Source organism: Enterobacter cloacae complex sp. P43RS, from assembly GCF_014930585.1.
Classification (GTDB): Bacteria; Pseudomonadota; Gammaproteobacteria; order Enterobacterales; family Enterobacteriaceae; genus Enterobacter; species Enterobacter bugandensis.
In genome coordinates, this window is sequence record NZ_JADBRJ010000009.1 from 1 (window position 1) to 12,757 (window position 12,757).

The window sequence follows — 12,757 nt, forward strand, 5'->3', positions numbered from 1 at the left end:
AAAAGCGCCCTAAAGGCGCTTTTTTGCTATCTGCGATCTGGATGATTCGAACCTGCAGCAGGTTCGAGCCGAACGCAGTGAGGCACCGGAGCCGTTTACGGCGACGGCCCGAAGGGCGAGCGAAGCGAGTCATCCTGCACGACCCACCAATGTAAAAAAGCGCCCTAAAGGCGCTTTTTTGCTATCTGCGATATAAAAATGTGAACCTGCCGCATTTTCCTCAAGCTAATCCCGTCGGTGCCGATACCTCTGTTTTATAACGCGAGGAAAAAGTATGACGACCATTCAGGCTTCAACCCAACAGATTCAAACCAGCGGCGCGAGTGGCACTTCGAGCAGTAACGATATCTCTGCGCAAATCACCCGCATTCTCGACAAGATCAAAAAGCTGACCCAGCAGTTAAAAGAGCTGGCAAACAGCCCCGGCAGTGCAGATGAGAAGAAGAAGCAGCAGGAACTGATTCAGACCCAGATCAAAGTGCTGCAGGCGCAGCTCGCTGCGCTGCAGCGCCAGCAGGCCGAAGAAGCTCAGAAGAAGCAGGATCAAAAACTGGGCAAAGTAGAAGGCGTGAATAGCCCGTCAGACACTAATCAGATTGATATCTACATCTAATCGTCTGATGCGTTAAACAGTGGATCGCGTATGCGGGCCTCGGTTAATCGTTGTGCCTGGATACGCACCACTTCCCAGATGGCCTGCGCCGCACCCGAGAGCGAACGATTTTTTCGCCGCACCAGCATCAGCATTCGTTCGACAACGGGCGTCAGCCGCTTCACCGCCAGTTGGCTTCCCTGCGGCAGGGGAAGCGCCAGAGCGGGCAACACGCTGATGCCAATTCCGGCTTCCACCATCGGAAACAGCGTGGCCGGATGACCAATCTCCTGCACGATCGTTGCCCTAACGCCCTGATTCACCAGCGCGGAATCAATCAGCGGGCGGCTGCCTGAGGCATAATCCTGTAAAACCAGGTTCGCCCCCTGCAGGGACTGCCAGCTGACCTCGTGCAACGCTGCCAGCGGGTCGTCGTCACGGCAGAGCAGCAAAAAAGGCTCAGAAAGAACGCTTTCGCATTCCAGATCGCTCACCTGGCCAGGATCGATCACAATACCAAAATCCACATCGCCCTGGCGGATGCTCTCCAGCACCCACTGCTGCGGTCTGTCATGCAGGACAAAATCAATATCAGGATAGCGATGGTTTCCCTCGGCAATACATTGCGGGATAAGGTGCGCGGATATCGTCTGGCTGGCGGCAACCCGCACGGTGCCCGACAGCTGCTGCCCCAGCCTCCCCACGTCTCTGAGCGTGCTGTTCAGCTCATCAAGCAGCCGTTCAAGACGCAGGGCCAGCTGCTGCCCCGCTTCGGTCAGGACCACTTCGCGCGTGGTGCGGTCAAGCAACCTAACGCCGGTCTGGTTTTCCAGCTCTTTCACGCTGTGGCTGACCGCCGACTGGCTCAGGCCGATCATTTCACCTGCCCGGCTAAAGCTGCGGGCGTGGGCGACGGTGACGAAAATGCGAAGCTGGCGTAGGGAATAATTCATCTGTTTAATTCATGAATGGATGCAATAAATCAATTTTATTTCTCAAATGGAAAAAAGCACAATAGCGACATCTGTTTTCAGGAGTCATTATGAAACTATTTCGTATTCTTGATCCGTTTACGCTCACCCTGGTCGCCACCGTTTTACTGGCCTCGTTCTTCCCTGCTCGCGGCGGTTTCGTCCCTTTTTTTGAGGGACTGACGACGGCCGCTATCGCACTGCTGTTCTTTATGCACGGCGCAAAGCTCTCCCGCGAAGCGATTATCGCTGGCGGTAGCCACTGGCGACTGCACCTATGGGTGATGTGCAGCACGTTTATTCTGTTCCCGATCCTCGGGGTGCTGTTTGCCTGGTGGGCACCGGTTAACGTCGATCCGGCGCTCTACACCGGTTTCCTGTATCTCTGTATTCTCCCGGCCACCGTGCAGTCTGCCATTGCCTTTACCTCTCTTGCCGGAGGGAACGTTGCAGCCGCGGTCTGCTCCGCTTCGGCATCCAGCCTGTTAGGGATATTCGTCTCCCCGCTGCTGGTGGGCCTGCTGATGAACATGCACGGCGCGGAAGGTAACCTTGAGCAGGTCGGGAAAATCTGCCTGCAGCTGCTGCTGCCGTTTGTCCTGGGCCATCTCTCGCGTCCGTGGACCGGGGCGTTCGTGGCGAAGCATAAGAAATGGATCTCCAAAACCGACCAGTCGTCGATTCTGCTGGTGGTCTATTCCGCCTTCAGCGAAGCGGTAGTGAACGGGATCTGGCATAAGGTGGGCGCAGGCTCGCTGCTGTTTATCGTGGTGGTCAGCCTCGTTCTGCTGGCAATTGTCATTGCGGTGAACGTTTTTGTGGCGCGCAAGTGCGGCTTCAGCAAAGCCGATGAGATCACCATCGTCTTCTGCGGCTCCAAAAAGAGCCTGGCGAACGGCATCCCGATGGCGAACATTCTGTTCCCCACCTCGGTGATCGGGATGATGGTGCTGCCGCTGATGATTTTCCATCAGATCCAGCTGATGGTCTGCGCGGTGCTGGCGCGTCGCTACAAGCGCCAGACGGAAAAGCTGGCGCAGGAAGAGACCCGCGCCGCGAAGGCTTAAGGACGCTTCAGGGGCTGCACCAGCTGGGTCAGCCCCTCGGTTTTGATCAGTAACGTGACAGCCATCAGCTCGCCCAGGCGCCCGGCGGGGAATTCGTCCTTGCGGGCGAACCACAGCAGGTACTCCTCCGGCAAATCGATCAGCCTGCGGCCCTTATATTTACCGAACGGCATTTCCGTATTGGCGATCTCAACGAGCTGCTCTTTCTCCACGTTACTCTCCTAACAGGCGCATCATTTCCGCTTCGTCGATAATCTCAATGCCGAGCTCCTGGGCTTTCGCCAGCTTCGAACCCGCAGCTTCGCCGGCAATCACCAGGTCGGTTTTCTTCGACACGCTGCCCGCCACTTTGGCCCCCAGCGCCACCAGACGCGCTTTTGCATCGTCGCGTGAAAGCTGGCTAAGGCTACCGGTTAGCACCACGGTTTTACCGGCAAATGGGCTATCAATTTCTTCGGCGTTGACCACCACCGGCGCGGGCCATTTAATGCCCTCTTCCAGCAGCTTGCCGATGACCTCGCGGTTGCTCTCTTCGGCAAAGAAGTTAAAGACGTGCGTGGCGACGACGATGCCGACGTCCGGCACTTTCTGCAGCTCGTCGATGCTTGCCTTTTCCAGCGCCTCCAGCGTACCAAAGTACGCGGCTAAACCTGCCGCCGTCGCTTCGCCGACTTCACGAATGCCCAGCGCGTACAGGAAGCGGGCGAAGGTCGTCTCTTTCGCTGCTTCCAGCGCGTTAACCACGTTCTGGGCTGACTTCGGCCCCATGCGATCCAGACCGGTCAGTTTGCCCGCCGTGAGCCTGAACAGATCCGCTGGCGTATGGACATACTCTTTCTCAACCAGCTGATCGATAATCTTGTCGCCCATGCCGTCAACGTCCATTGCGCGACGGGAAACAAAGTGCTTAAGCGACTCTTTACGCTGCGCGCCGCAGATCAGGCCGCCCGTACAGCGGGCCACCGCTTCGCCTTCCACACGCTCTACGTCAGAGCCGCATACCGGGCAGTGGGTCGGGAAAACGACCTCGCGCGTATCATCAGGACGTTCTGACTCAACAACGTTCACCACCTGCGGGATAACATCGCCCGCGCGGCGAATCACCACTTTGTCACCAATGCGCAGGCCGAGGCGTTCGATTTCATCGGCGTTGTGCAGCGTAGCGTTACTCACCAGCACGCCTGCGACCTGCACCGGCTCCAGTCGAGCGACCGGAGTAATAGCGCCCGTACGGCCCACCTGAAATTCCACGTCGCGAACGAAGGTCATCTGCTCCTGGGCAGGGAATTTAAACGCCACCGCCCAGCGCGGTGCACGCGCCACAAAGCCCAGCTGCTCCTGCAGCGCCAGTGAGTTGACCTTGATGACAACGCCATCGATATCAAAGCCGAGCGTCGGACGGTCCTCTTCCACTTTGTGGTAGAACGCCAGCACCGCTTCCGGCGAATCGCAGAGCTGAACGCGGTTGCTCACCGGCAGGCCCCAGGCTTTAAACTGCAGCAGACGCCCGAGGTGCGTGTCCGGTAACTCACCACCTTCCAGAATACCGACGCCGTAGCAGAAGAAAGTAAGCGGTCGCTTCGCGGTGATGCGCGGGTCAAGCTGGCGCAGAGAGCCTGCCGCCGCGTTACGCGGGTTAGCAAACACTTTCCCGCCGGTGCGACGCGCCTCTTCGTTAATTTTCTCGAATCCCGCCTGCGGCAGGAACACCTCGCCGCGCACTTCCAGACGCGCGGGAATGTTGTCTCCCTGCAGCTTCAGCGGGATCGCGCGGATGGTTCGCACGTTAGTGGTGATGTCTTCACCCGTCGTACCGTCGCCACGCGTGGCGGCGCGCACCAGCACGCCGTTTTCATAGAGAAGGCTGACCGCCAGGCCGTCGAGCTTCAGCTCGCAGCACCAGGTGAGGGAATCGCTGCTTTTCAGACGGTCCTGCACGCGCTTGTTAAACGCGAGGAAGCTCTCTTCATCAAAGACGTTGTCCAGCGACAGCATCGGCACTTCGTGACGCACCTGGCTGAAAGCCCCCAGCGGCTCGGCGCCGACGCGCTGGGTCGGAGAATCTGGCGTAATCAGTTCCGGGTGCTGCGCCTCCAGCTCGCGCAGCTCGCGCATCAGCCGGTCATACTCCGCATCAGGCACTTCCGGTGCGTCCATAACATGATAGAGATATTCATGATGGCGAAGCGTGGTTCGCAGTTCAGTGAGTTGTTGTTCGATTGAGTCCATATCGCACCATCAATGAGAAAAAACCCCCGACAGGCGGGGGTTGAGGAGGAGTTGAAGTAAACGCGACAATTACGCGTTGGCTTCCTTCACTTCGCGGATGCGGTCCTGATACTCGCGCAGCTTCTGCGGGGTCATCATTCGACGCTGATCGTCGAGCACCACACCACCCACTTCATCAGCGATGTGCTGAGCGGACTGCAGCATCAGCTTGAAGTTTTGCAGCTCGTCGCCGTAGGACGGCACCTGCATAAAGATAGTGACACCCGGCGTCACGAAATCACCGGTCATTTCCGGGTCAAAGGTGCCTGGGTTGACCATATTGGCCAGGCTAAACAGCGCCGGACCACTACCGTCAGGGCTCAGGTGGCGATGGAAAATATTCATATCGCCAAACTTGAAGCCTGCCTGTTGAATACTGTTGAGCAACACGTCACCGTTGAGATGGCTGCCGTGATGCGCGGCCACGTTCATGATGATCACCGCTTCTTTACGCTGCGGCTTTTCAACAACCGGTTCAGGCTCGGCGACCGGCTCTGGCTCAACGTGTGGAGCCGGAGCGGGCTGCGGCGCAGGCTGTACATGAACAGGCTGCTGCGGCTGTTGCACGGGCTGCTGCACAGGTTGCTGTTGAACCGGCTGTGGCGCAGCGGGCTGCTGCTGTTGTACAGGCGGTTGCGGCGGCTGACGTACAGGTTCTTCCACTGGCTGCGGCGCTGGCTGGCGCGGCTGGGCAGAGGCATACGGCGGTTGATACTGGTGCTGCGGAGCGCGGGGGGCTTCATGCTCCCCATGAGCCGCGCCGGGCGCAGTATTGACCCGATGAACACGAACTTCACCCACGCCGTCGTCGTCGCTACCGGTGATGTCATCTTCAGTGTCATCATCATCACGACTGGACTTCATGCGCTTCAGTGGGCGATCGCGAAACATCGAAGAACGCTCTTTACGGCTGGTCCAGAAACCATGTACCAGTAAAGCGATTATGGCGATCGCGCCAACAATGATTAATATCAGACGCAAATCCTGCATCATTATATTCTCTGTTGTTCTAACACCTTGCCACCACGGCAAACATTTACTCACTAAGAGTATTTGCCGTTTACGTCAAGTGCAAGTGTGTGCAGAGCATTCGCAGCATAAAGATGAAGTAAATCGTGCTTTTTGCTGGTTTTTCGAACATTTCCGAACTGGTCATTGGTCCGCAAGTGGATAATATAGGCGGGCAATTCCACTGGTTGTGAAAAAAGGAGTACAGCCTGGTTATGGTTTCAACATCGTCTTCTCCCCCGCGCAGCGGCGTCTGGTATTTTTCTCAGGGCTGGAAGCTGGTCTCACTGCCAGGTATCCGTCGCTTCGTCATTCTGCCGCTGCTGATCAACATTATTCTGATGGGCGGCGCGTTCTGGTGGCTGTTCACAAAGCTCGAAAGCTGGATCCCGTCGCTGATGAGCTACGTGCCGGACTGGCTGCAGTGGCTTAACTACCTGCTCTGGCCGGTGGCGGTCATCTCCGTGCTGCTGGTATTCGGCTATTTATTCTCAACGATTGCGAACTGGATAGCCGCGCCGTTTAACGGCCTGCTGGCGGAACAGCTGGAGGCGCGGCTTACCGGCGCGACGCCACCGGACACGGGCGTGCTGGGGATCGTGAAAGATATCCCGCGCATTATGAAGCGCGAGTGGCAGAAGTTTGCCTGGTACCTCCCCCGCGCGGTTGTACTCCTTGCCCTCTACTTTGTCCCCGGCATTGGCCAGACGGTTGCGCCGGTGCTGTGGTTTCTGTTCAGCGCCTGGATGCTGGCCATCCAGTACTGCGACTATCCGTTCGATAACCACAAGGTGCCGTTTAAAGCGATGCGCACCGCCCTGCGCACCCGGAAGGTCGCCAATATGCAGTTCGGCGCGCTGACCAGCCTGTTCACCATGATTCCCTTCCTTAATTTGTTCATCATGCCGGTTGCGGTTTGCGGCGCGACGGCGATGTGGGTGGACTGTTATCGTGCTAAGCACGCGTTATGGAAATAATGCAAAAATGTGTAAAGCAGGGGTGGCTTATGCCGCCCCTTATTCCATACTGATCCCCATTATTTCCTTGCAGTATATAGATATGCGAATTCCTTACTTCCCCCTACCTGCTTAGCAGGTATGCTGGGTCGGTATCCCAATTTCATACAGTTAAGGACAGGCCATGAGTAAGATTTATGAAGACAACTCGCTGACTATCGGTCATACGCCCCTGGTTCGACTGAACCGTATCGGTAATGGACGCATTCTGGCGAAGGTCGAATCACGCAACCCGAGCTTCAGCGTAAAATGCCGCATCGGTGCAAACATGATTTGGGATGCTGAAAAACGCGGCGTGCTGAAGCCAGGCGTTGAACTGGTGGAACCGACCAGCGGTAACACCGGTATCGCTCTGGCCTATGTTGCTGCCGCACGCGGCTACAAGCTGACCCTGACCATGCCGGAAACCATGAGCATCGAACGTCGCAAACTGCTCAAAGCGCTGGGGGCGAACCTGGTCCTGACCGAAGGCGCGAAGGGCATGAAAGGTGCCATTCAGAAAGCGGAAGAGATCGTGGCCAGCGATCCGGCGAAATATCTTCTGCTGCAGCAGTTCAGCAACCCGGCTAACCCTGAAATTCACGAGAAGACCACCGGCCCGGAAATCTGGGAAGATACTGACGGCCAGGTTGACGTATTTATCTCCGGCGTCGGCACCGGCGGCACGCTGACCGGCGTGTCTCGCTATATTAAAGGCACAAAAGGTAAAAAAGAGCTGATTACCGTTGCCGTTGAACCGACCGACTCCCCGGTTATCGCTCAGGCGCTGGCGGGTGAAGAGCTTAAGCCTGGCCCGCATAAAATTCAGGGCATCGGCGCGGGCTTCATTCCGGGTAACCTGGATCTGAAGCTGATCGATAAAGTCGTTGCCATCACGAACGAAGAAGCCATCTCTACCGCGCGTCGTCTGATGGATGAAGAAGGCATTCTGGCGGGTATCTCTTCCGGTGCGGCCGTTGCGGCAGCGCTCAAACTTCAGGAAGATGAAGCCTTTACCAATAAGAATATTGTGGTTATCCTTCCTTCTTCGGGTGAGCGTTACCTGAGCACCGCACTGTTTGCCGATCTGTTCACGGAAAAAGAGCTGCAACAGTAGTGCCAGTATGTTAATAACGCGTAAAAAAGCACCTTTTCGGGTGCTTTTTTGTGGCCTGCTTCAAACTTTTGACCCTCCTGGCATTGCTTCACCCCGATGTGTCTGGTATTTAAACCAGCAATTATTTTGAAGCGTGAAATTAATCAGTGAACGAAATACCCTTGCTGAATCGATTTTATGATTTGGTTCAAGTCTTCCTTTCGCTGCATAATGTTTAATGACGATTGAAACGTCAGCGCTAACAATACAGGCTAAAGTTAAGCCGCCAGGCTAGACTTTAGTTCCACAACACTAAACCTATAAGTTGGGGAAATACAATGTTCCAGCAAGAAGTTACCATTACCGCTCCGAACGGTCTGCACACCCGCCCTGCTGCTCAGTTTGTTAAAGAAGCGAAAGGCTTCACTTCTGAAATCACTGTAACTTCCAACGGCAAAAGCGCTAGCGCAAAAAGCCTGTTCAAACTGCAGACTCTGGGCCTGACTCAGGGCACCGTTGTTACCATCTCTGCTGAAGGTGAAGACGAGCAGAAAGCAGTTGAGCATCTGGTTAAACTGATGGCTGAGCTCGAGTAAGTTTCCGGGTTCTTTTAAATATCAGTCACAAGTAAGGTAGGGTTATGATTTCAGGCATTTTAGCATCCCCGGGTATCGCTTTCGGCAAAGCACTGCTGCTGAAAGAAGACGAGATCGTCATCGACCGGAAAAAAATTTCTGCCGACAAGGTTGATCAGGAAGTTGAACGTTTTCTGAGCGGTCGTGCCAAGGCATCTGCGCAACTGGAAGCGATCAAAACTAAAGCTGGCGAAACTTTCGGTGAAGAAAAAGAAGCCATCTTCGAAGGGCATATCATGCTGCTCGAAGATGAGGAGCTGGAGCAGGAAATCATAGCCCTGATTAAAGATAAAGGCATGACGGCCGACGCGGCTGCGCATGAAGTTATCGAAGGTCAGGCAACTGCCCTGGAAGAGCTGGATGATGAATACCTGAAAGAGCGTGCGGCTGACGTACGTGACATCGGTAAGCGCCTGCTGCGCAACATCCTGGGCCTGGCCATTATCGACCTGAGCGCGATTCAGGATGAAGTGATCCTGGTTGCCGCTGACCTCACCCCGTCTGAAACCGCACAGCTGAACCTGAAAAAGGTCCTTGGTTTCATCACCGACGCGGGTGGCCGTACCTCCCACACCTCAATCATGGCGCGTTCTCTGGAACTGCCTGCGATCGTGGGCACCGGTAGCGTTACCTCTCAGGTGAAAAACGGTGACTATCTGATTCTGGATGCCGTAAACAATCTGGTTTACGTCAACCCAACTAACGAAGAGATCGAAAAACTGCGCGCGGTTCAGGAGCAGGTTGCGACTGAAAAAGCGGAACTCGCTAAGCTGAAAGACCTGCCAGCCATCACCCTGGACGGCCATCAGGTAGAAGTGTGCGCAAACATCGGTACCGTACGCGACGTTGATGGCGCTGAGCGCAACGGTGCGGAAGGTGTTGGTCTCTATCGTACAGAATTCCTGTTCATGGACCGCGACGCGCTGCCTACGGAAGAAGAGCAGTTTGCTGCGTATAAAGCCGTCGCAGAAGCGTGTGGCTCACAGGCGGTTATCGTCCGTACCATGGACATCGGTGGCGACAAAGAGCTGCCGTACATGAACTTCCCGAAAGAAGAGAACCCGTTCCTGGGCTGGCGTGCCGTGCGTATCGCGATGGATCGTAAAGAGATCCTGCGTGACCAGGTTCGCGCTATCCTGCGTGCCTCCGCTTTCGGTAAGCTGCGCATCATGTTCCCGATGATCATCTCTGTTGAAGAAGTGCGTGCACTGAAGAAAGAGATCGAAATCTACAAACAGGAACTGCGCGACGAAGGTAAAGCATTTGACGAGTCAATTGAGATCGGCGTGATGGTGGAAACACCAGCAGCGGCGACCATTGCGCGTCATTTAGCCAAAGAAGTTGATTTCTTTAGTATCGGTACCAATGATTTAACGCAGTACACCCTGGCAGTTGACCGTGGTAATGATATGATTTCACATCTCTACCAGCCAATGTCACCGTCCGTACTGAACTTGATCAAGCAAGTTATTGATGCTTCTCATGCAGAAGGTAAATGGACTGGCATGTGTGGTGAGCTTGCAGGCGACGAACGTGCTACACTTCTGTTGCTGGGTATGGGTCTGGACGAATTCTCTATGAGCGCCATTTCCATCCCGCGCATTAAGAAGATTATCCGTAACACGAACTTCGAAGATGCGAAGGTGTTAGCAGAGCAGGCTCTTGCTCAACCGACAACGGACGAGTTAATGACGCTGGTTAACAAGTTCATTGAAGAAAAAACAATCTGCTAATCCACGAGATGCGGCCCAAATTACTGCTTAGGAGAAGATCATGGGTTTGTTCGATAAACTGAAATCTCTGGTTTCTGATGATAAGAAAGACTCCGGAACTATTGAGATTGTTGCTCCGCTCTCCGGCGAGATCGTCAACATCGAAGACGTGCCGGATGTAGTGTTTGCTGAGAAAATCGTTGGTGATGGCATTGCTATCAAACCAACTGGCAACAAAATGGTTGCTCCAGTTGACGGCACCATCGGTAAAATTTTTGAAACCAACCATGCGTTCTCTATCGAATCTGATAGCGGTATCGAACTGTTCGTTCACTTCGGTATCGACACCGTTGAACTGAAAGGCGAAGGCTTCAAGCGTATCGCGGAAGAAGGCCAGCGTGTTAAAGTTGGCGACCCGGTGATTGAATTCGATCTGCCACTGCTGGAAGAAAAAGCCAAGTCTACCCTGACGCCGGTTGTTATCTCCAACATGGACGAAATCAAAGAACTGATCAAACTGTCTGGCAGCGTCACCGTGGGCGAAACCCCGGTTATCCGCATCAAGAAGTAATTCTTGCCGCACAGAAAAATGGCGCCTTCGGGCGCCATTTTTGTTTATGCAGGGAGGATAAGCTCGTCGTAGCCTTTCGACTGGGTATAAAGCATCACATCAGTCACCCGATCCCCGGCCATGCGAATGGCATCAGCAACGGTTTTCCCCTCAACAATTCCGCTCACCAGTTCTGAACAGAACAGATCCCCCGTCCCTTTCAGATCGGTTTCTACGCGGGGATGAGCGCTGACGGTCACGCCCTCACGCGTCACCAGCACCACGTGGATGTTTTGCGGGTCGTCGGCCACCGGCGCGCTGGTGATCGCCACCCATTTCAGAGTGTCAGAAAGCAACCCCTGCGCGGCGGCAATAGCGCTTTCCGGCGTCCGGCACGGCTTACCGCTTAACACTTCCAGCTCATAGACGTTTGGCGTAATCCCCTGCGCCAGCGGCAGCAGGTGTTCCCGGTAGGCTTCCGGGATATCCGGCTTCACGTACATTCCGCTGTCGATATCGCCGATAACCGGGTCGACCAGCACCAGCAGGTCAGGATGCTGCGCTTTGACCGCCCTCAGCCACTGCGCCAGCAGTGCGATCTGGCTGGCGCTGCCCATATAGCCGGTAGTGACCGCTTTAAGCTCGCGCAGGATCTCGCGCTCTTCCAGCGCCTTCAGGTAGCCGCTGAACCACTCGTCGGGGATCACCCCGCCGTAGAAGGTGTCGTAGTGCGGCGTGTTGCTAAACAGCACCGTCGGCACGGCGGTAACGTTCAGCCTGTGGGTACGAATGTTCGGCACAGCAATGCTGTTCCCCACGCTGCCGTAAACCACCTGCGACTGCACCGCGACAATGTCGGTTTGCTGCGCCCGGGTGTTATCCCGGAATAGAATCATCTCCATGACGCTTAAATCCCCGCCCCCTGCGAATAACTCTCTTCACCAAAGACGCCGGTAGACAAATAGCGATCGCCGCGGTCGCAAATTATCGCCACCACGACCGCACCGGGATTTGCCTGCGCCACGCGCAACGCCCCCGCTACCGCGCCCCCCGAGCTGACCCCGCAGAAGATGCCTTCACGCACGGCCAGTTCACGCATGGTATTCTCCGCCTCGCGCTGATGAATATCCAGCACCCGATCCACCAGCTGTGCATTAAAGATGCCTGGCATATACTCCGCAGGCCAGCGGCGAATGCCCGGAATACTGCTCCCCTCTTCCGGCTGCAGACCAACAATGGTGACCGGTTTCTCCTGCTCGCGCAAAAAACGCGACACGCCGGTAATGGTGCCGGTGGTGCCCATGCTGGAGACAAAATGGGTGATGCGCCCGCCGGTTTGCTGCCAGATTTCCGGCCCGGTGGTGGTGTAGTGCGCGTACGGGTTGTCCGGGTTATTGAACTGATCGAGCAGTTTACCTTCGCCGCGCTCGGCCATCGCTAACGCTAAGTCTCGCGCCCCTTCCATCCCCTGCTCTTTGGTTACCAGAATCAGCTCGGCCCCGTAGGCACGCATCGCGGCGCGGCGCTCCTGGCTCATGTTGTCCGGCATCAGCAGCTTCATGCGGTAGCCTTTCAGCGCCGCAATCATTGCCAGCGCGATACCGGTGTTGCCGCTGGTGGCTTCAATCAGCACATCGCCTGGCTTAATTTCACCGCGTTTCTCGGCCTGGACAATCATCGACAGCGCCGCGCGGTCTTTCACCGACCCTGCCGGGTTATTGCCTTCGAGTTTGACCCAGATTTCGCTGCCGTTGGCACATCCCATGCGCTGAAGCTTGACCAGAGGGGTGTTGCCGATGGTGTGTTCGAGTGTATTCACGATTTTTACTCAATAAAAAGCCCGGTAAGCATCACGCCACCGGG

Annotated in this window: 13 protein-coding genes and 1 other RNA gene; 8 read left to right on the forward strand and 6 right to left on the reverse strand. The window is 55.7% G+C overall.

Annotation, left to right across the window (positions count from 1 at the left end; genetic code table 11):
* The first annotated feature begins 20 nt into the window (after positions 1-20).
* Both IM294_RS17180 and IM294_RS17185 read left to right on the forward strand, forming a co-directional pair.
* A non-coding RNA gene (locus tag IM294_RS17180) (RtT sRNA) lies at positions 21-149 on the forward strand.
* Positions 150-274: 125 nt separating this feature from the next.
* Positions 275-613: a FlxA-like family protein gene (locus IM294_RS17185; RefSeq protein ID WP_041908812.1), complete on the forward strand. Its 339-nt coding sequence runs from the start codon at positions 275-277 to the stop codon at positions 611-613.
* Here the strand turns inward: IM294_RS17185 and IM294_RS17190 are convergent.
* The gene (locus IM294_RS17190) at positions 610-1,545 is read right to left on the reverse strand and encodes a LysR family transcriptional regulator (RefSeq protein WP_126818725.1); all 936 of its coding nucleotides are present in this window, start codon (positions 1,543-1,545) and stop codon (positions 610-612) included. The genes IM294_RS17185 and IM294_RS17190 overlap by 4 nt on opposite strands.
* A gap of 89 nt (positions 1,546-1,634) precedes the next feature.
* On the opposite strand from IM294_RS17190, the gene IM294_RS17195 reads away from it, so the two are divergent.
* Positions 1,635-2,630 (forward strand): bile acid:sodium symporter family protein, encoded by a 996-nt coding sequence (locus tag IM294_RS17195; protein ID WP_041908807.1) that lies wholly within the window; start codon positions 1,635-1,637, stop codon positions 2,628-2,630.
* Here IM294_RS17195 and IM294_RS17200 read toward each other — a convergent pair.
* The 3 genes from IM294_RS17200 to zipA all read right to left on the reverse strand — a co-directional run bounded on the left by IM294_RS17200 (position 2,627) and on the right by zipA (position 5,891).
* Positions 2,627-2,842: a DUF3820 family protein gene (locus IM294_RS17200; protein ID WP_048959525.1), complete on the reverse strand. Its 216-nt coding sequence runs from the start codon at positions 2,840-2,842 to the stop codon at positions 2,627-2,629. The two genes, IM294_RS17195 and IM294_RS17200, sit on opposite strands and share 4 nt — an antisense overlap.
* Position 2,843: 1 nt before the next feature.
* Entirely contained in the window at positions 2,844-4,859 is a 2,016-nt protein-coding gene (gene ligA / locus IM294_RS17205; protein ID WP_193360369.1) for an NAD-dependent DNA ligase LigA, read from the reverse strand.
* Between the two features lie 69 nt (positions 4,860-4,928).
* Entirely contained in the window at positions 4,929-5,891 is a 963-nt protein-coding gene (gene zipA, locus IM294_RS17210) for a cell division protein ZipA (protein WP_126818723.1), read from the reverse strand.
* A 230-nt stretch (positions 5,892-6,121) separates the two neighbouring features.
* Between zipA and cysZ the strand changes: the two genes are divergently transcribed.
* The 5 genes from cysZ (at position 6,122) to crr (ending at position 10,915) form a co-directional block, all read left to right on the forward strand.
* On the forward strand, positions 6,122-6,883 hold the full coding sequence (cysZ, locus tag IM294_RS17215) for a sulfate transporter CysZ (protein WP_028013995.1): 762 nt from the start codon (positions 6,122-6,124) through the stop codon (positions 6,881-6,883).
* Positions 6,884-7,046: 163 nt separating this feature from the next.
* Positions 7,047-8,018, forward strand: a complete 972-nt coding sequence (gene cysK, locus IM294_RS17220; protein ID WP_028013996.1) for a cysteine synthase A — start codon at positions 7,047-7,049, stop codon at positions 8,016-8,018.
* Between the two features lie 317 nt (positions 8,019-8,335).
* On the forward strand, positions 8,336-8,593 hold the full coding sequence (gene ptsH, locus IM294_RS17225) for a phosphocarrier protein Hpr (RefSeq protein ID WP_000487600.1): 258 nt from the start codon (positions 8,336-8,338) through the stop codon (positions 8,591-8,593).
* Between the two features lie 44 nt (positions 8,594-8,637).
* Positions 8,638-10,365 carry a phosphoenolpyruvate-protein phosphotransferase PtsI gene (ptsI, locus tag IM294_RS17230; protein WP_008501604.1) on the forward strand — a complete coding sequence of 576 codons (1,728 nt, stop codon included), beginning with the start codon at positions 8,638-8,640 and terminating at the stop codon, positions 10,363-10,365.
* A gap of 40 nt (positions 10,366-10,405) precedes the next feature.
* Positions 10,406-10,915, forward strand: coding sequence for a PTS glucose transporter subunit IIA (gene crr / locus IM294_RS17235; RefSeq protein ID WP_003861316.1), 510 nt, complete (start codon positions 10,406-10,408; stop codon positions 10,913-10,915).
* Between the two features lie 44 nt (positions 10,916-10,959).
* Here crr and pdxK read toward each other — a convergent pair whose 3' ends face one another.
* The gene (pdxK, locus tag IM294_RS17240; RefSeq protein ID WP_028013997.1) at positions 10,960-11,796 is read right to left on the reverse strand and encodes a pyridoxine/pyridoxal/pyridoxamine kinase; all 837 of its coding nucleotides are present in this window, start codon (positions 11,794-11,796) and stop codon (positions 10,960-10,962) included.
* A gap of 5 nt (positions 11,797-11,801) precedes the next feature.
* Entirely contained in the window at positions 11,802-12,713 is a 912-nt protein-coding gene (gene cysM / locus IM294_RS17245; RefSeq protein WP_028013998.1) for a cysteine synthase CysM, read from the reverse strand.
* Positions 12,714-12,757 lie beyond the last annotated feature (44 nt).

Bases quoted from the DNA above. Each gene is read 5' to 3' on its own strand.
- cysZ (WP_028013995.1), top strand. From the start codon at position 6,122: ATGGTTTCAACATCGTCTTCTCCCCCGCGCAGCGGCGTCTGGTATTTT.
- zipA (WP_126818723.1), bottom strand. From the start codon at position 5,891: ATGATGCAGGATTTGCGTCTGATATTAATCATTGTTGGCGCGATCGCC.
- IM294_RS17185 (WP_041908812.1), top strand. From the start codon at position 275: ATGACGACCATTCAGGCTTCAACCCAACAGATTCAAACCAGCGGCGCG.
- pdxK (WP_028013997.1), bottom strand. From the start codon at position 11,796: ATGGAGATGATTCTATTCCGGGATAACACCCGGGCGCAGCAAACCGAC.
- cysK (WP_028013996.1), top strand. From the start codon at position 7,047: ATGAGTAAGATTTATGAAGACAACTCGCTGACTATCGGTCATACGCCC.
- ptsI (WP_008501604.1), top strand. From the start codon at position 8,638: ATGATTTCAGGCATTTTAGCATCCCCGGGTATCGCTTTCGGCAAAGCA.
- IM294_RS17190 (WP_126818725.1), bottom strand. From the start codon at position 1,545: ATGAATTATTCCCTACGCCAGCTTCGCATTTTCGTCACCGTCGCCCAC.
- IM294_RS17195 (WP_041908807.1), top strand. From the start codon at position 1,635: ATGAAACTATTTCGTATTCTTGATCCGTTTACGCTCACCCTGGTCGCC.
- ligA (WP_193360369.1), bottom strand. From the start codon at position 4,859: ATGGACTCAATCGAACAACAACTCACTGAACTGCGAACCACGCTTCGC.
- ptsH (WP_000487600.1), top strand. From the start codon at position 8,336: ATGTTCCAGCAAGAAGTTACCATTACCGCTCCGAACGGTCTGCACACC.
- crr (WP_003861316.1), top strand. From the start codon at position 10,406: ATGGGTTTGTTCGATAAACTGAAATCTCTGGTTTCTGATGATAAGAAA.